Origin of the sequence: Pseudoxanthomonas sp. CCNWLY206-1, from assembly GCF_039710385.1 — a bacterium.
Lineage (GTDB): Bacteria > Pseudomonadota > Gammaproteobacteria > Xanthomonadales > Xanthomonadaceae > Pseudoxanthomonas_A.
In genome coordinates, this window is record NZ_JBDKXI010000008.1 from 169,834 (window position 1) to 187,857 (window position 18,024).

Genomic DNA, 18,024 nt, shown 5'->3' on the forward strand with positions numbered 1-18,024 from the left:
CCGGGTGGCGAACGCTTGGGCTGTTATAGCTTTTGGCTTTGCGCGATCTGGCAGGAAGAGCTCGCGGCGGGACGCCGCTCCTACAAGGGCAAAAACACTCAACCACCGCTACGCGGCTAGCGACAGGTCCGGCAGTGCGCCTTCACGGTGCAGCTGTAAACCGAACTGCTTGGCGAGGTTTTCCAGCAGCACCGGCTTCACGGCGTCCATGCCGGACGGGCCGCCGAGATCGGAAAGCGATGTGACCTGCAAACCCTGATAACCGCAAGGATTAATGCGGTGGAAAGGCTCCAGGTCCATCGCGATATTGAAAGCCAGACCGTGGAAGGTGCAGCCGCGGCGCACGCGAATGCCCAGCGCGCCGATCTTGGCACCGGCTACATAGACACCCGGCGCTCCCTCTTTGCGCAAGGCTTCGATGTTCCATTCGGCCAGCGTGTCGATCATGGCCTGTTCGATCTTGCACACGTACTCGCGCACGCCGGTCTTCAGCCGTTTCAGATCGAATAGCGGATACGCGACAATCTGGCCTGGCCCGTGATAGGTCACCTGCCCGCCGCGGTCGACGTGCACCACCGGGATATCCCCGGCCGCCAGGACATGTTCTGGTTTGCCGGCCTGGCCCAGGGTGAAGACAGGATCGTGTTCCACCAGCCACAACTCGTCGGTCGTCGCTTCGTCACGCGTATCGGTGAAGCGCTGCATGGCCCGCCACACCGGCTCATAAGATTGCCGGCCCAGCTCGCGGACGACGCAGGGACTCATATCGTCCATTTCACTTCCGGGTGGCCACGCATGGCCGCGTGCGCCGCATCGTATTGCTCGCGGCTCTCGGCACGGAACGCGATGCGTATCGATACAAATTTGCCGCTGGAGGAATGCTTCCACAAAATACTCTCGTGCAGCACCTCTATGCCGGCCGCGTTCAAAAGCCGGGGCAGCTCCGCTTCCAAGCCCGTATTGGCCGTGCCCATGGCGCTCAGCTCGAAGGTGCCGGGAAACTGGAAGCCGTGGTCGGGGTTGTCGGATTTGATTTCCATGGGCCGATTATTGGGATGAAACGGCGCAAATCCAAGCGGAAGCCGGCCAGTACCGCGAATGTCGCTGGCCTGATCGGTGCCCTGCCGGCGTTATTGAGGGCTACATCCCGATGAAGATGGAACGAACCCATGAAACCGCAGTCCCTTGCCATGCTGGCCTTTACGCTGTGCGCCGGCGCCAGCCTTGTGTCCCATCCGGCGCAGGCCCAGTCAGCACAGGCCCAGCGCGCCCAGAAAACCGCCGAAATCCCTACCTGCGCCCGCAGCCTGGGCACCTTGGCCGTCCTGGAGCCGGAAACCAACTGGTGGAGTTCCTATCAGCTGTCCTCGCCGGCCGCGCTGATCAAGGTCTTCGTCAGCAAGTCGCGTTGCTTCACGTTGGTGGACCGCGGCAAGGGCATGGCCGCCATGCAGTCCGAACGCGCATTGGCGTCCGACGGCGACCTGCGTGGCGGTTCCAACCTGGGCAAGGGCCAGATCAAGGCAGCCGATTACGCGCTGGTACCCGACCTGATCTCGCAGAACGCCAACGCCAGCGGCAACAATTTCGGCGGCCTGCTGGGCGGGCTGGTCGGTGGCCGCGCCGGCGCGGTAATTGGCGGCGTGAACCTCAAGAAGAAAACCGCGGACGTGGTGCTGACGGTCACCGACATGCGTTCGTCCGAGCAAGTAGCGATGAGCGAAGGCCACGCCACCAAGACCGATCTGGGCTGGAGCGGCGGCGGCGGTGTCTGGTCCGGCGGCCTGTTGGCGGGCGGCGCCAGCGGCTACTCCAACACTGAAGTCGGCCAAGTCATCACGCTCGCCTATCTGCAGGCATATACCGACCTGGTCGGGCAACTGGGCGGAATGCCAGCTAATGCATCGGCCGCCAACGTGCAGCAGGCCGTGACGATGAACAAGCCTGGTCGCCTGTTCACCGCGCCCGACGGCAAGACCGCGACACGGCCGCTGGATGCCGGCGCCATGCTCTACCCCACGGGCAACAAGCAGGGCCAGATGTGGGAAGTGGAAGACGAACTGGGCAATAAAGGCTGGGTATCGTCGCTGCTGTTCGGGCTCAGCCGGTAGGAGCCGCCGGTCTTTGCTTCTCGGCTTCTGTAGGAGCGCCGTCTCGGCGCGAGCTCTTCGCTTCTTTCGCGATCTGGCAGGAAGAGCTCGCGGCGGGGACGCCGCTCCTACGTGACCTCCATTCCTGTAGGAGCGCGCCGGTCTTTGCTTTTCGGCTTCCGTAGGAGCGCGCCGGTTTTTGCTTTTCGGCTTCCGTAGGAGCGCCGTCTCGGCGCGAGCTCTTTGCTCCGTTCGCGATCTGGCAGGGAGAGCTCGCGGCGGGACGCCGCTCCTACCGGCGAGGCGCCGGTCCGCGCCCTGGTAACCGCTCAGCCGCGCGATCAAGAACGCGCCGCAGCGCGCCCGGATGACGGACAAACAGCTCCCGCAATGAACGCCTAAGCGATAATCGCGTTCCGCTTTCGTCCCGCGCACCATGCTCTTTCTCATCTTCAGCATCCTCTGCAGCGTACTGGTTTCAGTGCAGCTGAAACTCGCACAGCGCAAAGGCATCGCCACCACCGAGGCGATCGCCTGGAATTATCTGGTGGCGGCGGGCTTGTGCTGGTTTCTGCTGGATCCCCCGCTGGGCGGTCTGGCTTTGAATCAAGCGCCGGTGATATCGCTGGTCGCGCTGGCGCTATTGCTGCCAGGAATATTCCTGGTGATGGCGGCGTCGGTGAAAGTGGCCGGAATCGTGCGCACGGACATCGCACAGCGGCTGTCGCTGGTGTTGTCGCTGTTGGCGGCCTTTTTGCTGTTCGGCGAAAAGGCCGATGCATTGAAGATAACCGGCCTGGTGCTGGGCCTTGCGGCGATCATCTGCCTGATAGCGCGTAGCGAACCACTGCCTGATGCTGCCCATTCCCCTTCGCGCTGGCTGCTGCCACTCGCGGTCCTGGTGGGCTACGCCAGCGTCGATATCTTGCTCAAGCGCATCGCCATCTCGGGCACTCCGTTTGCCGTTTCGCTGCTGATCGCGTTCGCGACGGCGTTCGTGTTGATGATGGCCTTGCTGGTATGGCGACGTGCACGTCACGGCCATCGCACCACGCTGATGGGGTTGGTGGCAGGACTGGTACTGGGTGTTACCAACTTCGGCAACATCCTGTTCTACATCCGTGCCCATCAAGCGCTACCTGACAATCCGGCGGTGGTGTTTTCGATGATGAACATCGGCGTGGTGGTCCTGGGCACGTTGGTAGGGGTGGTGGGATTCGGCGAGCGTCTGAGCCGGCTCAACAAACTGGCGGTTCCACTGGCTGTCATGGCGATTCTGTTGATCGCGATGAGTTTGCGTGGGTAGAAGCCTTTCCTTGTAGGAGCGATGTAAGTTGCGATGAAGTTTTCCCGTAAAAGCTTCATCGCGACTCACGTCGCTCCTACAAGGAGAAGATCGTGCAAAAAAAAGCCGGCTTGCGCCGGCTTTTTCGATTCGGATCAGATCACTCCGATTCCCACCACATCCAGAAGCTGTCCCACAGGCGCTTGAAGAAGCCAGCTTCTTCAACCGCAGCCACCGCCACCAGCGGCGCTTGCGACACGACCTTGCCATCCAGCCTCACGGTGACGGTGCCGATGGCTTGACCGGCGGTGATAGGAGCGACCAGTGTCTTGGGTACGTCCATGGTCGGCTTCAGCTGCTCGTACTTGCCTCGCGGCACGCTGACCAGCAACGGTTGCGCCACGCCCAGCTGCACTTCCTTGCTCTTGCCTTTCCACACACGTTGCGAGGCAATGGCCTTGCCCACGTCGTACAACCGATGGGTTTCATAGAAACGGAATCCCCAGTTCAACAACGCCAAACTGTCTTCGGCGCGCTGCTTTTCGGATGTGGAACCCATCACCACGGCGATCAAGCGTTGGTCGCCGCGCTGTGCGGAACTCATCAGGCAGTAACCGGCGCCGGAATGGTGACCGGTCTTGATGCCGTCAACGCTGCCATCGCGCCACAGCAAGAGATTGCGATTGGGCTGCGGGTTCATCCCGCCCACCTTGAATTCCTTGATCTTGTTGTACGCGTACGCCTCCGGATAGTCACGGATCAACGCGCGGCCCAGCAGCGCCAGATCGTAGGCGGTGGTGTAGTGCTCGGGCGCCGACAGGCCGTGCGCGTTGACGAAGTGCGAACCCTTCATGCCGATCTTGGCAGCGTAGTTGTTCATCAACGCAGCGAAGGCTTCCTGGCTGCCGGCGGTGTGCTCGGCCAATGCGATGGCAGCGTCGTTGCCGGACTGCACCGCCATGCCTTTTTCCATTTCCACCAGCGGCGCGGTCTTGTTGACCTCGAAGCCGCTGTAGCTGCCGTCGGTACCGGCGCCGCCTTCACGCCAGGCGCGCTCGCTCATCATCACCTGGTCATCGGGCCTGATCTTGCCGTTCTTCAGCTCGGCCGCGATGGTGTAGGAAGTCAGCACCTTGGTGATGCTGGCGGGCTCGACCCGCTGGTTGTAGTTCTCGCCGGCGAGCACCTGGCCGGTGATGTAATCCATCAGCACCCAGGCGTTGCCCACCGGCTTCGGCGGAGGTGGAATAGCCACGGGCGCTTCGGCGTTCGGTGGAGCGGGTTGCGGCGCCGGCGTCTGTGCGAAGACGAGGCCCACTGCGGTAGTGGCCAGTGCGGCAAGGGCGAAACGGAACTTCATCGGATGCGAACTCCTGGGCAAGGCCGAGGCCTGATCGAATAAGGGGCCAATTGTAGGGACGCGGGGCGCGAATAGGTCGCCATCCGCGAAAAGCGCCAAAAACCATGCGGCGGCGGTTTATTCCCGCACCACCTGCGGGCGCCCGAAACCCAGACCCGCGATACGGCCGGCGAGTTCCGTGGCGGCGGTGAGGTCCGGAGCGCCTACCCGCAGCCGCCAAAGTTTGCGGCCGTTGCTGTCCACGCCGCTAACGCTGGCGCTGCCAATACCGGCCGCGGTCAATTGCGCCAATGCACGGTCGGCGTTCTCACGGCTGGCGAAACTCGCGACCTGCAACTGGACTGCCGTTGGCGAAGGTGCTGGCATCGACCCTTTAGCCGTGGCAGTAGCAGGTGCCAACACCCGCCTGGATGTCCCCTTGGCCGCTGATGGCCCCGTCGTAGCGACAGCCGTCGCAGGTACGCCGGGTTTGCCGGTCGCCACGCGTACGCCACGGGCTTTCATCCATGCGTCGAAGTTATCCGCACTGGGCGAACCCTTGGCGTCGGGAATGACGTGGTAGCGCTGCGAAGTGGCTGCCGAAGCAACCTGGGCTGGAAGCGTTGCTTTCGGAGAAGCGGAAGCCGGCAAGGCATTCACCAGCTGATCCATGGCGCTGTTTCCGGCCGCCTTCTGCACCGCGGGCGGTGATCGCGATCCGGCCAATGTGCCCGTATCGCCTGGCTTCAACGCGCGCACTTCGACCCGGCCGGTGCCGCGTTGGGTGATGCCCAGCTTGACCGCGGCAGCGTAGCTCAAGTCGATGACGCGGCCCTCGTGAAAGGGCCCCCGATCGTTGACGCGCACGACCACCGACTGGCCGTTGTCGAGATTGGTCACGCGAGCGAAGCTGGGCAGCGGCAACGACTTGTGTGCGGCGGTGAACGCGTACATGTCGTACACCTCCTGATTGGAGGTGCGCCGACCGTGGAATTTCGCGCCGTAGTAAGAGGCGGTGCCCTTTTCCACGTAACCATCGACGCGATCCAGCACCCGGTATTGCTTACCCAGCACCGTATAGGGCGAACGATTGCCGATGGGCGAACGCGGCTCGTCGGTAATCGCGGGTTCGGCGATGCAATCCACGTCCGGCACATAGTCCGGCGTGGTGTCCGAGACACCGGGAGCGTACAGTCCGCCGGCTTTATAGTCTCCGCGCTTGCTGGGGTCTTCCTGCGCTGGAGCATAGACGCGGGCGCATTTCTTTGCGATCGATCCGGTTGATCCCGGTGATGGCGCGGGTATCGTCTTGCTGCCCTGGCCCGGTGACGGCGATGTTTTCTTGGGTGCCGTGCCGCAAGCCGCCAATCCGGCCACCAGCAAAGACAGCGCCAGCCACCTCATGTCGGCGGGACCTCTTTGCCGGCGATGGCTTGCGACAACTGATAGACCGCCATCGCGTACATCTTGGAGTTGTTGTAGCGCGTAATGGCGTAATAGTTCTGGAAACCCAGCCAGTACTGCTTGCCGGTGCTGCCTTCCAGCGATATCAGCGTAGCGGTCGCGTCGGGAGCGACCGGTTCCAGCGGGCGATAACCGCGCTGCGCCAAGTCCGCCAGGGTGTAATCCGGCGTCCACGTGTCCGGATTGAATTCCTGGAAGCCGGATTGCAGTTCGGCGCGCGCTACCACCGGTCCGCCTGGCACCCAACCACCGCGCTCACCGCCTTTCTTGCGGAAGTAGTTGGCGATGGAGGCGAAAACGTCATCTAGGCTGCCGAACAGATCGCGCCGCCCGTCGCCATCGCCGTCAATGGCGAACTCGCGATAGCTGGAAGGCATGAACTGGCCCAACCCCATGGCGCCGGCATAGCTGCCGGTCAAGTTGGCGATGTCCAGATTCTCTTCGCGGCCCAACGCGAACAGCTGCGCCAGTTCGTCGCGGAAGAACCGTTCGCGCCGGTGTTCATAGGCCGCACGTTCGGGATTGCCGCTGCGTGGATAGCGGAAGGCCAGCGTGTACAGCGCATCCAGCACTTTATGGCGGCCAGTGAAGCCGCCATAGCTGGTCTCCACGCCGATGATGGAAACGATCATCTCGGCAGGCACGCCGTACTGCTGTTCGACCCGCGTCAATGCAACGCGATGCTGCTCCAGGAACTTTCGTCCGCCATCGATGCGTGCGGTCGTGAGAAAGCCTGTGCGGTACTCGCTCCACGGTTTCACCCGCTCGGCAGGACGCGACATGGCAGCCACGACGCTATCGAGGAACTGCGCTTTGGCCAGCGTGGATTCGATGTAGGCCGGATCCACGGAATAGCGTGCCGCGGTATCGCGGATGAAGTTTGCGCGCGCCGTAGCGAAATCGACCGGCGCCAAATTCTCCGGCGCCACTTCCGCTACCTTTTCCACCGACGTTTCCGCCGGAGTAACTGGACGAACAGGCGGCACCGGCGGCTTGCTGCCATTGACGGCTTGCGGTGCGGAAGTCGAAGACTGCGGCGGCGTCGCACAAGCGACGAGGCCGAACGTAAAAAAGCAAACAAGTGCGGGCCGGATCATCGGCGCGAGGGTAGCATGCTGTGTGAGGGGAAGCGTGAACTGTTGGGGAGCCGGGGGACCGGGAACGGGGAACCGGGAATGGATTTTTACGTGTGCGCATTGATCACTGACTTTCTTGTCGTGTACGGCGACACACACGAAAGAAGTAAAACGACAACAGCTCTGATGTCACCGAAGACTAGAGATCCTACCGGTCACGAAATCCACCATTCCCTGTTCCCGATTCCCCATTCCCGGCTCTCAATCAATACCCATGCACCGGTCGATGCGCGCGCACGGCCATCACCAGTCCCAACCCGGCCAGCAGCGACACCGCGGAAGTGCCGCCGTAACTCAGCAATGGCATGGGCACACCCACCACGGGCAACAATCCGGAAATCATGCCGCCGTTGACGACGACATAGACGAAGAAGGCCAAGCCCAAGGACCCCGCCAACAATCGGGAATAGGTATCGCGCGCGTCGATGGCGATCCACAGGCAACGGCCGATCACGAACAGATAGAGCGCCAGTACGACCGCCACGCCTATCCAGCCGAATTCCTCGGACAAAACGGCGAAGATGAAATCGGTAGTGTGTTCGGGCAGATAGTCCAGATGCGACTGCGATCCCTGGCCCCAGCCTTTGCCGGTCAGGCCACCACCGCCGATGGCGATCTTGGATTGGATGATGTTCCAGCCCGTGCCCAGCGGGTCGTTCTCAGGGTTCAGGAACGTCAGGATGCGGTCTTTCTGGTAGGTGCGCAGCAACCAGAACCATGCCACTGGCGCTGCAGCCGCCACGCCACCGACTGCCACGCCCACCCACCACCACGGCAGGCCTGCCAAAAGCAACGCGAACACGCCGCTGGCGGCGACCAGCATGCCAGTGCCGAAATCCGGCTGTTGCAGAATCAACAACGTGGGCAGGCCGATCAATACCGCGGAAACCACCACCGTGCGAAAGCGCGGCGGTAGCGGTTCTCGATGCAGATACCAGGCCATCATCATCGGCAGACTGATCTTCATCAGCTCGGATGGCTGGAAATAGAACAGTTTCAGATCGATCCAGTGATGGCCGTGCTTGCCGGTGCCGATGAACAACACCAGCACCAGCGGCAAAAGCGAAATGGCGAACACGCCCGGCGTCCATGATCGCAGCCGCGTGGACGGAACCCGCGACAATCCCCACATCGCCGCCAACCCTACCGCGAAGCGCGCGCCCTGCTGCACCATCAGGCGGCTGCCCTGCGCGTCGCCACCGGCGCTGTAGAGCACGGCCAGGCCGATGCCCATCAACGCGGACAATGCGATCAGCAATGGCCAATCCAGTGTGCGCAGAAAATAGCGCAGCAGATCGACCAGCCAGCGCAGGATTTCGGTCATGAGAGCCGGGAGTGGGGAGTGGGGAGTGGGGAATAGAAGTTGGCCGCGACCGGAATGTCAGCGCGGCGAGGTTTAAGCCCCTCTCCCTTTGGGAGAGGGGTTGGGGTGAGGGTACGGTGTGAGGTGGATGCCCGTGCTCGCACGGAACTTGCGCCCGCACCAACTTTTCCGTGAATACCCGCGTTCGTGCTTGTCCCGACCCTCACCCCAACCCCTCTCCCGGAGGGAGATGGGCTTTGAATCGCGGCTCCGGCAGGCGGTGTAACCGCAGGATCCGGAACGGGCGCAGCAGGCGGCGCTTCCCCATTCCCGGTTCCCGATTCCCCATTCTCGTCTTCGCTCTCAGGCAACTTACCCAGCAGATACGCATCGAAAATCTTGCGTGCGATCGGCCCGGCGGTGGTGCCTCCGTAGCCGCCGCCTTCTACCGCGATCGCCAACGCGATAGTCGGATTGTCGGCCGGCGCAAAACCTACGAAGAGCGCGCGATGGCGCAGATGCATCGGCAGGCTGCGCGGATGGACCGATGCGGTGCCGCGCCGGCTTACGACCTGGGCAGTGCCGGTCTTGCCCGCCATCAGGTACGGCGCGCCTCGCGCTGTCGACGCGCCCGTGCCGCCAGGCAGCATGGTGGCCAGCATGCCTTCGCGTACCACCGCGACATTGGCAGGGTTGGGACTCATGCGTACGGGGTCCGGCTGCGGCATCGGCTGCCAATCGGCGTCGAAACCCGTGCGCTGTTCCCGCACCAGGTGCGGTCGGCGCAGATTGCCACCATCGGCCAGCGCGGATGTGGCGCGTACCAACTGCAGCGGCGTCACTTTCCAATCGCCCTGGCCGATGCTGGCGTTAACGGTGTCGCCGGGGTACCAACGCACCTGGGTGGCTTTCATCTTGGCCGCCGGCGACGGCAGGATGCCGCTGATTTCGCCCACCAGGTCGATGCCAGTCGGCTTGCCGAAGCCATAGCGCTCCATGTACTCGTCGAAACGTTCGATGCCCATGTCGAGCGCAAGCCGGTAGTAATAAGTGTTCACCGATTGCGCAATCGACTTGCGCAAGTCGGTCCAGCCGTGTCCGCCACGCGAGGCATCGCCCCAGCCGCGACGGGTGCCGGGCAGATAAAACATGCCGGTGGACAACACCTTGTCCTCCGGCGTACGCAGGCCGCTATCCAGGCCTGCCAACGCCAGCAACGGCTTTATCGTCGATCCAGGCGCCACGCCACCCAGCACCAGCCGATTGAACTGCGGACGCGAGGGATTGTCGTTAAGCGCTTTGAAATCCTTGTTGGAGATGCCGTTGACGAACAGATTGGGGTCGTAGCTCGGCAGGCTGACCATCGCCAGCACTTCACCGGTGCGAGGATCGACGGCGATGGCGGAACCTTCGAATTCGCCGAATGCCATCACGATGGCCTTCTGCAGGTCCGCGTCGATACTGAGCTTGAGATCGGTGCCGGGCACCGCCGGCACGCTGCCCACTACTCGCAGGGCGCGTCCCTGCACATTCGTCTCAACCTGCTTGTAGCCCACTCTGCCGCGCAATGCCGTTTCGTAATAGCGCTCCAGACCGGTCTTGCCGATATGGGTGAGCGCCGCGTTGCCCTCGCCCATCGTTTCCAGGTCCTTTTCGTCGATGCGGCCGACATAGCCGATGACGTGAGCGAACAGATCGCCATAGGGGTAACGACGGGTCAGATAAGGCACCAGCTCCACGCCGGGAAAACGCCAACGATTCACGGCGAAACGAGCCATCTCGTCTTCCGTGAGGCGCAGCTTCAGACTGACCGGGCGAAAACCGCGCGAGGTTTTGCGATCGGCCTCGTAGCGCGCGATGTCTTCAGGCGTCAGTGCGATGAGCTCGCTCAGTTCGTTGATCAGCCGCTTGGAATCGCCCGCCTTGTCAGGCGTCACCTCCAGGCGGAACGCCGGCACGTTTTCCGCCAGCAACTTGCCGTTGCGGTCGTAGATGGCGCCGCGGCCGGGCACCACCGGCCATAGCTTGATGCGGTTGGCTTCCGATAACGTGGCGTACTGCGTGTGGTCGACCACCTGCAACTTGAAGTACCAAGCCGCCAAACCGACCAGCGCCAACGCGACCACGACGAAGCCCAGCGCTGCGCGCCGGCGGAACTGCTCCGCCTCCGCGTGCGGATTCTTGGAAGGACGGCGCGCCGTCATCCCGCTTCGCCCACGTCTTCAACCACGTCTGCCACGTCCCATCCGCAACGCATCCAGCAGCAGGAACAGCGGCGGCCACAACGCCATGCCGAGCAGCGGCGCCCACCAATACTTCCATGGCAGCGTCGGTTCGCCCAGCGCCAGGTGCACGGCAGCGGCGACGATGCGATCGTTCAACAACAATCCACCGATCGCCAGCGCCTGCTGCGACAGCGGGAAAAACCGCAGCCGCGCACGAAAGCGCTGCAGGATGAAGGCCATGATCAACAGTCTTAGCGCCTGTTCGCCCAGCAACATGCCGAACATCAGGTCGGCGATGAGTCCGAGAACCACGGCAAAGCCCAGGCCGACGTGATCCGGTGCTTCGATCACCCAATACGCCAGCACCAGCGCCAGCCAGTAAGGCCGCAGCGGCTGCAGCATGTCGGGAAGCGGCAGCAATCCCAGCAGTAAAGCCACCAGCAGGCTCAGGGGCAGGATCCAGCCCACGCGCATCCGACTCATCGGCCAGGCTCCTGCGGCGGCGGCGTGGTGGTTGGCGGATTGGTTGCCGGTTGGGCGGTGGAAGACGGAGCCGCCTGGGCGCCCGTGCCAGTGCCGTTACCAGCCGAGCCAGCCGGCGCGTCGCTCGGCGCGGCAGCGTTGGACGAACTGTCATTGGCCGCCGCGTCGCCCGTAGCCGCGCCTGAGGGCACTCCTGTCGGCACGACAAGCGGCACCGCGGGTGCCGAACGCAACAGCAGCACGTCGCGGCCACGGTCCAGCTGCGCCGCGGGTCTCAAATCGCCGATCAGGAAGGCGTGGCTCTCATCCGGCCGCAGGGCGACGATGGTGCCAACAGGGAAACCGGCAGGAAAATGCCCGCCAAGCCCGGAAGTGACGATGGTGTCGCCCACTTTCACCCCGCTATTCAATGGCACGTCGCTCAATTCCAGCTGATCGCTGCGGCCCCGGCCATAGGCGATCAGGCGCACCCCATTGCGCGCCACCACGACCGGCACGGCATGGTCCGGGTCGGTAAGCAGCAGCGCGATGGAGTGCGAAGGCGTGGTCTGGATGATCTGGCCCATCAATCCGCCTGCATCGATGACGGCCTGGCCCAGGCGCACGCCATCACGACTGCCCGCATCCAGTACCAAGCGCTGCCGAGTGGGATCGAGATCGATGTTCAGGATCGGCGCCAGCTGCACATCCAGGCCGCGGCTGGTCTTCACCCCCAGCAGAGCCCGCAGCTGCGCATTGTCGATGGTGGCGGTCTGCAGCCGGGTCAGCCGTGCATTGGCGACCAGCAGCTCATTGCGCAACTGGCGATTCTCTTCCACCAGGCGGCTGCGGGTAATGGCGTCGTCCTGCATGCGCGTACCAAGGCGCCCCGGCAGCCCCGCCACCCACCACAGCGGCTGGGTCACGACATCGGCGTGCGCCCGTACTTGCGACAGCCAACCCCCACGGTGATCCAGGAAGATCAGCGTGATGGTCAACGCCAAATACGCCAGCAACCGCAAGGTGCTGGCGACTTCGCCCGGACGGGTGGCGACGGGAGGACCTGCGTAGGAGGGCACTGGGAAGCCGTCAGGAGTGAATTCGGCGGCTATGCCGCCTGCGAAGAGTAAAGGGTACAGCCACTGAAACCTGGCGGGAATCGCGCCAATCGCGGTGTCTCGACTGACAGCGCACAACGTGCGCGACTTCCCCGTTCACGGCCCGCGACACGGGCGGCTTTACGGTTTACTCCGGTGCAAAAAACTCGTTGCCGTGCATGTCGACGAGTTCCAGCGCGCGGCCACCGCCGCGGGCCACGCAGGTCAGCGGATCGTCCGCGACCTGCACGTGCAGGCCGGTTTCATCGGAGATCAGCCGATCCAGGTCACGCAACAGAGCGCCGCCGCCGGTCAGCACTATGCCGCGCTCGGCCACGTCAGCGCATAGTTCCGGCGGGGTCTGCTCCAACGCCAGCTTGACCGCGCTGACGATGCCCGACAGCGGCTCGTGCAGCGCTTCCAGCACTTCGTTGGAATTGATCTTGATGACCTTCGGCACGCCCTCGGCCAGGTTGCGGCCGGAGATTTCCATCTCCTGCACTTCCGGTTGCGGGTAGGCGCAGCCGATCTCCAGCTTGATGCGCTCGGCGGTGGCTTCGCCGATCAGCATGCCGTGGTTGCGGCGCACGTAATTGGTGATGGATTCGTCGAAACGGTCGCCGCCAATGCGGACGGATTGCGAGTAGACAATGCCATTCAACGAGATCACGGCCACTTCGGTGGTGCCGCCGCCGATGTCGATCACCATCGAGCCGCGCGCCTCGGTGACCGGCATGCCGGCGCCGATGGCCGCCGCCATGGGTTCCTCGATCAGATAGACGTCGCGGGCGCCTGCCTCTTCAGCCGATTCCTTGATGGCGCGGCGCTCCACCTGGGTTGAGCCAGCCGGCACGCAGACCAGCACACGCGGGCTGGGGCGCAGGAAGCGCGACTTGTGCACCTTCTTGATGAAGTGCTTCAGCATCGCCTCGGTGTAGGTGAAATCGGCGATCACGCCGTCTTTCATGGGGCGGATGGTGGTGATATGGCCGGGAATGCGGCCCAGCATCTGCTTGGCCTCGGCGCCGACCGCCGCCACCGAGCGGGAGCCGCCAATGGCGCGATCCTGGCGTACCGCCACGACCGAGGGTTCGTTCAGCACAATGCCTTGCCCGCGCACATAGATAAGAGTGTTGGCCGTGCCCAGATCGATGGACAGGTCATTGGAGAACATGCCGCGGAGCTTTTTGAACATCGGGGGAATAATCCTGCTGGTGGCGGATCGCCGGAGGAATGGCGATTTTTTGGACAGAAAAAGGGGTCGGTTAGCCTAACAACCCACCCGTGAGCGGGCAAGGAGAAATCTCGTGAAACGCTTTAAAAATGGGGAGTTGCTGCAGCGCCAACCCGAGGGAAGTCAGCCGCCGCCCACAATCACCAAGCGTATTAGAGACCCTTTACTGGAACACCGGGCGTGGGGCACGAGCGTCCGTAGATCAGCAACAGTGTGCGCCTTTATCCGGAAGGAAGAAATCGGCTGGCAAGCGCCCTTCAACTGCGTTTTCCACCGCCGCCGCGACGGCAACATCGCCGTGCCCCTTTGCCGCACCGCCCGCACCCGCTAACCTATTGCGCTGCGGCAACGGGCCGCCTCCCGTGAGCTTCGCCGATGTCCGCACTGATCTGTGGTTCCCTTGCCTACGACACCATCATGGTGTTCCCGGACCAGTTCAAGAACCACATCCTGCCGGACAAGGTGCACATCCTGAATGTGTCGTTCCTGGTCCCGCGCATGCGCCGCGAGTTCGGCGGCTGCGCCGGCAATATCGCCTACAACCTGAAGCTGCTGGGCGGCGATCCCATCCCGATGGCCACGGTGGGGCAGGACTTCGGTCCTTACCGCGAATGGTTCGCCGAGCAGAACATCCGGCTGGACCAGGTGAAGGTGATCGACGAGCTGTTCACACCGCAGGCTTTCATCACCACCGACCACGACAACAACCAGATCACCGCCTTCCATCCTGGCGCGATGATGCGCTCGTACGAGAACCATGTGCGGGATGTCACCGGCGTCACTTTCGGGATCGTCAGCCCGGATGGACGCGAAGGCATGCTGCAGAACGCCGCGGAGTTCGCCGAGGCCGGCATTCCGTTCATCTTCGATCCCGGCCAGGCCATGCCGCTGTTCAATGGCGAGGAACTGCGCCAGTTCATCGAACTGGCGGACTACGTGACCGTCAACGACTACGAATCCAACCTGCTGCAAGAACGCACCGGCTGGAGCGAGGGCGACATCGTGAAGCGGGTGAAGGCCTATATCACCACGCGCGGCCCGCACGGTTCGCAGATCCATACGCCGGAAAAGACCTACGACATCCCGCCGGCGCACGAACGCCGCGTCACCGATCCGACCGGCTGCGGCGATGCCTTCCGCGCGGGGCTGATCTACGGCATTGAGAAAGGCTACGACTGGCTGACGATTGGCCGCATGGGCAATCTGATGGGCGCGCTGAAAGTCGAGCACCCCGGCACCCAGAATCAACGCTTCGACTACAACGAATTCGCCGAACAATTCAAACAGCAGTTCGGTTACGCCTTGTAACTCGGTTTTTCGCACCGTGTAGCGCTTGCTGGTTGTATGTAGGAGCGGCGTCTCGCCGCGAGCTCTTCGCTTCTATCGGTATCTGAAACGAAGAGCTCGCGGCGAGACGCCGCTCCTACCTAATCGTTTTAGTACATTGAGCGCCGCATCCTCACGGCCGTCTTCACATCACGTGCGTCAGCCACAGCACTTCCGGCTGCCCCAATCGTTCGAATTCGTCGTACGGCATGCGCACCACATCGGTGTGGGAACCTGCGTTGAACGCGATCTCTGCCCGTCCGGTCAGGCGCGAATCGACATAGACCTTCATGCCGTAGAGATTGCCGAACGGTGGCATCGCGCCGAGTTCGCAATCTGGAAAGGCGTCGCGAAACTCATCCTCTTGCGCAAGCTCCACCATGCTGCCGCCAAGCGCTCGCGACAGGCGAAGAAGATCGACGCGGTAGGACGCTGGCATCACCATCATCGCAAGCGCGCCATCGATCTTGAGCATTACCGTCTTGGCAAAATGCTGGTGGCCGATGTTCGCCGCAGCCGCGGTTTCCTGCGCGGTGATGGTGTGGTGGTGGGTGAGCGCGGTGTAGTGGCCGTGACGCTCATCTAGAAAGTGGTGCAGTCGTGGCGAAAGCATGGTGACCTCCACAAGACGCTTGCCTGCCGTCCATGAGGCGGCGCGTAACGGATGTAGCAGGCGCGGGCATCCTGCAACGCGCCATTCCCGCGGGGTCACGAAAAGACACGCCGCCGCAAAACCGAGCTTACCGCTGTAGAGAAAACGTAGCGTTATGTTCCGGTAACGGCTTGAAGGCGTACGGCTTCACCGGGTGATGGTTGCGCTGCAACATAACCGCATGTGCAAGCCGGTCCAAATGGGAGCACTATCCGGCGGTCGGCGTGTCCGGCAACCCCCTGGACACCACGGCAACCACATCCACTGACTTAAGGAAGGCTCATGGATATCGTTGGACTGGCAGTCAATGCCATTGCTGGCGCGGTCGGCGGCGGCGCAAGCGGCGCGGCGCTGAAGGAAAAAGGATTGGGTACCGCAGGCAACGTCATCGCCGGATTGGTGGGCGGCGTGGCTGGCGGCGCGCTGATACAGAAACTCGGCTTCCTCGTCACCACCGCGGAATCGTCTGGTTTTGATGTCGCCACCTTGGCAGGACAAGCGGTGGGCGGCGGCGTAGCCGGCGCGATACTGACCGCCATCGTCGGCTTCATCAAGGCATCGGCAAACAAGACGGCTTGATTCGAAGACGCACGTTCGTCTTCCCACGTAGAGCGGAGCTTGCTCCGCTGCTTTTCTCTGGAGATCAAGAGCAGCCGAGCAAGCTCGGCTCTACGACAGCGCGGGCTCTCAATCCCAACCCGGCATCTGCTTACCGTCCAAGCCGCCCGTCTCAAACACCGCTTTGCGGGTGCCGCCGGCCTTTACTGGAAACTCGATTTCCACTGACTGCGTTTTGCGCAGCAGCTTCCATAGTGCTTTCTGATCGGTGATGAACATGGCGATGGCCTCGTCCGTATCCGGCCGCCATGCGTCCATCGATTTCGGTGCGGTGCCGTCGGCCGTCACCTTGACCTTGCAACCACCGGCGCAGCGGAAATCGCCTGCCTGCAACACCAGATAGCCGCTGCGCTCCCACTTGGGATGATCGCGAAACACCAGTTGCACCGGCTTGGCACCGCTGCCATCCACATCCACCGGCTCCTTGCTGTAGATCGTGGCGGAGCGCTGGATGCCGCCATCGGCCGCCACTTGGGCGTAATCCCACAAGGCTTCCAGCCGCCGGCGTTCACGTGCGTCTTCGGCCTTGGCTTTCACTTCTTCCAGGCCCGCTTTGATTCGTTCGGCAGCTTGTGTCTGCGGGTATTGCGACAGCAGCGCGGAACCGTGGATACGCGCCATTTCCCAGTCGTTGGCGGTCCGCGCCTGTTCGTACTGGCGCTCCAACTCGTCGGCCTTCTTCTCTTGCGCCGCCGCTTCAGCGGCGGCTGCGGCGCGTTGCTCGGCTTCACGGTCGCCGCACGCGGCCAGCCCGAATCCAGTCAGCACTATCAGGCAGACCCGCAAGCCAATCGATAACAGGGAAATCTTGTTCATCTCGGAGCTCCTCGTTTGATCAACAGCTCGACCGCGGCCGCCGCGTCATCCGGCTTCTCCATGATCGACATATGTCCGCAGCCATCCAACATCACCTGCAGGGCGTGAGGCATGCGTTCGGCATACAGCGCCATGGCGCTGGGATCGATCACCGCATCCTGCCGGCACCACAGCAACAAGGCCGGCTGACCAATAGCGGACGCCGCCTTGCCTGGCAGGAAACTTTCATCGCTACGGCCGATCCGGTCCAGCACGGATTGCTCGAACGGCGCCTGCCGTGTGCGCCAACCGACCAGCGCCCGCGATATCGGCCACGGCAGAGAAGGTTTGGCCTCGGCATCGTGGAACACCGTATCGAAATAGCGCTTCAACGAGGCGTCATCATGTACCGCGAAAGGGTTTTCGCCGGCCAGCACTTGCTTGCCGAAACGATTGTCCTTGAATCGCACGCCCGCGGCATCGAACAAACCGACGCGCGCGATTTCTCCAGGATGGTCCGCGGCCGTCACGGCGACGATGCCGCCCCCCATCGAATGCCCCAGCAGCACCACGTCGCTGCCGGGCTTGCGGATTTTTTCGACGAACTCGGCCAGCCGTGCACTTTGCGCGTTGAAACCGTAATCCTCTCCGTCCTTGCGTTCGCTCGCACCCCAGCCCGGCAAGTCCGGGACGATCAAGCGATAGTGCCCGCCCAGGCGCTCGGCCATCGGGTACCAGTTTTCCTTGCTGCCGGTGAAACCGTGCACCATGACCAACGTCGGCGCGTCCGGTTTGACCGCTTCGCGCTCGGCATAGGCCCAGCGATGCCCACCCGCTTCCACTTGCTGGGAGGACAAACCGATCCACCAGCGCTGTGCAGCGAACGCACCGCGCACCATCAGCATCGGATCGCGCCACAGCCATACGATCGCGATCAGAAAGAAAACGGCCGCCACGATGGCGACCGTTTTCCTGTTTACTTGCCTGGACGGCATGGC

At 63.0% G+C, this 18,024-nt stretch carries 15 protein-coding genes and 2 pseudogenes; 4 read left to right on the plus strand and 13 right to left on the minus strand.

All coding sequences use genetic code 11. The features are described from left to right. Positions 1-108: 108 nt before the first annotated feature. Both lipB and AADW18_RS17450 read right to left on the minus strand, forming a co-directional pair. Positions 109-765 (minus strand): lipoyl(octanoyl) transferase LipB, encoded by a 657-nt coding sequence (gene lipB, locus AADW18_RS17445; RefSeq protein ID WP_337344757.1) that lies wholly within the window; start codon positions 763-765, stop codon positions 109-111. Next, positions 762-1,040 (minus strand): DUF493 family protein, encoded by a 279-nt coding sequence (locus tag AADW18_RS17450; RefSeq protein WP_337344674.1) that lies wholly within the window; start codon positions 1,038-1,040, stop codon positions 762-764. Before AADW18_RS17450 ends, lipB begins: the two co-directional genes overlap by 4 nt. 150 nt (positions 1,041-1,190) lie before the next feature. On the opposite strand from AADW18_RS17450, the gene AADW18_RS17455 reads away from it, so the two are divergent. Continuing rightward, positions 1,191-2,111, plus strand: a complete 921-nt coding sequence (locus tag AADW18_RS17455; RefSeq protein WP_337344758.1) for a CsgG/HfaB family protein — start codon at positions 1,191-1,193, stop codon at positions 2,109-2,111. A 415-nt stretch (positions 2,112-2,526) separates the two neighbouring features. After that, positions 2,527-3,396 carry an EamA/RhaT family transporter gene (locus AADW18_RS17460; protein WP_337344675.1) on the plus strand — a complete coding sequence of 290 codons (870 nt, stop codon included), beginning with the start codon at positions 2,527-2,529 and terminating at the stop codon, positions 3,394-3,396. A gap of 139 nt (positions 3,397-3,535) precedes the next feature. On the opposite strand, the gene AADW18_RS17465 is transcribed toward AADW18_RS17460, so the two are convergent. The 8 genes and pseudogenes from AADW18_RS17465 to AADW18_RS17500 all read right to left on the minus strand — a co-directional run bounded on the left by AADW18_RS17465 (position 3,536) and on the right by AADW18_RS17500 (position 13,596). Continuing rightward, positions 3,536-4,735, minus strand: a complete 1,200-nt coding sequence (locus AADW18_RS17465) for a D-alanyl-D-alanine carboxypeptidase family protein (RefSeq protein WP_337344676.1) — start codon at positions 4,733-4,735, stop codon at positions 3,536-3,538. A 117-nt stretch (positions 4,736-4,852) separates the two neighbouring features. After that, positions 4,853-6,118, minus strand: coding sequence for a septal ring lytic transglycosylase RlpA family protein (locus AADW18_RS17470; RefSeq protein WP_337344677.1), 1,266 nt, complete (start codon positions 6,116-6,118; stop codon positions 4,853-4,855). Continuing rightward, positions 6,115-7,275 (minus strand): lytic murein transglycosylase B, encoded by a 1,161-nt coding sequence (gene mltB, locus AADW18_RS17475; RefSeq protein WP_337344678.1) that lies wholly within the window; start codon positions 7,273-7,275, stop codon positions 6,115-6,117. The genes AADW18_RS17470 and mltB overlap by 4 nt, the downstream gene beginning before the upstream one ends. A gap of 244 nt (positions 7,276-7,519) precedes the next feature. Beyond that, on the minus strand, positions 7,520-8,638 hold the full coding sequence (gene rodA / locus AADW18_RS17480) for a rod shape-determining protein RodA (RefSeq protein WP_337344679.1): 1,119 nt from the start codon (positions 8,636-8,638) through the stop codon (positions 7,520-7,522). Positions 8,639-8,982: 344 nt separating this feature from the next. Further along, positions 8,983-10,821 (minus strand): annotated as a pseudogene (gene mrdA / locus AADW18_RS17485) (penicillin-binding protein 2); the annotation flags it as partial. 18 nt (positions 10,822-10,839) lie between these two features. After that, positions 10,840-11,325, minus strand: a complete 486-nt coding sequence (gene mreD / locus AADW18_RS17490; RefSeq protein ID WP_337344680.1) for a rod shape-determining protein MreD — start codon at positions 11,323-11,325, stop codon at positions 10,840-10,842. 224 nt (positions 11,326-11,549) lie between these two features. Further along, a pseudogene (gene mreC / locus AADW18_RS17495) lies at positions 11,550-12,383 on the minus strand (rod shape-determining protein MreC); the annotation flags it as partial. 166 nt (positions 12,384-12,549) lie between these two features. Beyond that, positions 12,550-13,596 carry a rod shape-determining protein gene (locus AADW18_RS17500; protein WP_337344681.1) on the minus strand — a complete coding sequence of 349 codons (1,047 nt, stop codon included), beginning with the start codon at positions 13,594-13,596 and terminating at the stop codon, positions 12,550-12,552. 414 nt (positions 13,597-14,010) lie between these two features. Between AADW18_RS17500 and AADW18_RS17505 the strand changes: the two genes are divergently transcribed. Continuing rightward, positions 14,011-14,943 (plus strand): carbohydrate kinase family protein, encoded by a 933-nt coding sequence (locus tag AADW18_RS17505; RefSeq protein WP_337344682.1) that lies wholly within the window; start codon positions 14,011-14,013, stop codon positions 14,941-14,943. A gap of 163 nt (positions 14,944-15,106) precedes the next feature. Here AADW18_RS17505 and AADW18_RS17510 read toward each other — a convergent pair whose 3' ends face one another. Continuing rightward, complete coding sequence (locus AADW18_RS17510) at positions 15,107-15,574, minus strand: YbaK/EbsC family protein (protein WP_337344683.1); 468 nt, start codon at positions 15,572-15,574, stop codon at positions 15,107-15,109. Between the two features lie 321 nt (positions 15,575-15,895). Between AADW18_RS17510 and AADW18_RS17515 the strand changes: the two genes are divergently transcribed. Beyond that, the gene (locus AADW18_RS17515) at positions 15,896-16,192 is read left to right on the plus strand and encodes a hypothetical protein (RefSeq protein WP_337344684.1); all 297 of its coding nucleotides are present in this window, start codon (positions 15,896-15,898) and stop codon (positions 16,190-16,192) included. Positions 16,193-16,300: 108 nt separating this feature from the next. On the opposite strand, the gene AADW18_RS17520 is transcribed toward AADW18_RS17515, so the two are convergent. Next, positions 16,301-17,047, minus strand: a complete 747-nt coding sequence (locus AADW18_RS17520) for a hypothetical protein (protein WP_337344685.1) — start codon at positions 17,045-17,047, stop codon at positions 16,301-16,303. Continuing rightward, a complete protein-coding gene (locus tag AADW18_RS17525) occupies positions 17,044-18,021 on the minus strand; it encodes an alpha/beta hydrolase (protein ID WP_342961449.1) in 978 nt (325 codons plus the stop codon). Before AADW18_RS17525 ends, AADW18_RS17520 begins: the two co-directional genes overlap by 4 nt. Positions 18,022-18,024 lie beyond the last annotated feature (3 nt).

Excerpts from the sequence above, each read along its gene's own strand:
- lipB (WP_337344757.1), bottom strand. The coding sequence starts at position 765 with ATGAGTCCCTGCGTCGTCCGCGAGCTGGGCCGGCAATCTTATGAGCCG.
- AADW18_RS17450 (WP_337344674.1), bottom strand. The coding sequence starts at position 1,040 with ATGGAAATCAAATCCGACAACCCCGACCACGGCTTCCAGTTTCCCGGC.
- AADW18_RS17455 (WP_337344758.1), top strand. The coding sequence starts at position 1,191 with ATGCTGGCCTTTACGCTGTGCGCCGGCGCCAGCCTTGTGTCCCATCCG.
- AADW18_RS17460 (WP_337344675.1), top strand. The coding sequence starts at position 2,527 with ATGCTCTTTCTCATCTTCAGCATCCTCTGCAGCGTACTGGTTTCAGTG.
- AADW18_RS17465 (WP_337344676.1), bottom strand. The coding sequence starts at position 4,735 with ATGAAGTTCCGTTTCGCCCTTGCCGCACTGGCCACTACCGCAGTGGGC.
- AADW18_RS17470 (WP_337344677.1), bottom strand. The coding sequence starts at position 6,118 with ATGAGGTGGCTGGCGCTGTCTTTGCTGGTGGCCGGATTGGCGGCTTGC.
- mltB (WP_337344678.1), bottom strand. The coding sequence starts at position 7,275 with ATGATCCGGCCCGCACTTGTTTGCTTTTTTACGTTCGGCCTCGTCGCT.
- rodA (WP_337344679.1), bottom strand. The coding sequence starts at position 8,638 with ATGACCGAAATCCTGCGCTGGCTGGTCGATCTGCTGCGCTATTTTCTG.
- mreD (WP_337344680.1), bottom strand. The coding sequence starts at position 11,325 with ATGAGTCGGATGCGCGTGGGCTGGATCCTGCCCCTGAGCCTGCTGGTG.
- AADW18_RS17500 (WP_337344681.1), bottom strand. The coding sequence starts at position 13,596 with ATGTTCAAAAAGCTCCGCGGCATGTTCTCCAATGACCTGTCCATCGAT.
- AADW18_RS17505 (WP_337344682.1), top strand. The coding sequence starts at position 14,011 with ATGTCCGCACTGATCTGTGGTTCCCTTGCCTACGACACCATCATGGTG.
- AADW18_RS17510 (WP_337344683.1), bottom strand. The coding sequence starts at position 15,574 with ATGCTTTCGCCACGACTGCACCACTTTCTAGATGAGCGTCACGGCCAC.
- AADW18_RS17515 (WP_337344684.1), top strand. The coding sequence starts at position 15,896 with ATGGATATCGTTGGACTGGCAGTCAATGCCATTGCTGGCGCGGTCGGC.
- AADW18_RS17520 (WP_337344685.1), bottom strand. The coding sequence starts at position 17,047 with ATGAACAAGATTTCCCTGTTATCGATTGGCTTGCGGGTCTGCCTGATA.
- AADW18_RS17525 (WP_342961449.1), bottom strand. The coding sequence starts at position 18,021 with ATGCCGTCCAGGCAAGTAAACAGGAAAACGGTCGCCATCGTGGCGGCC.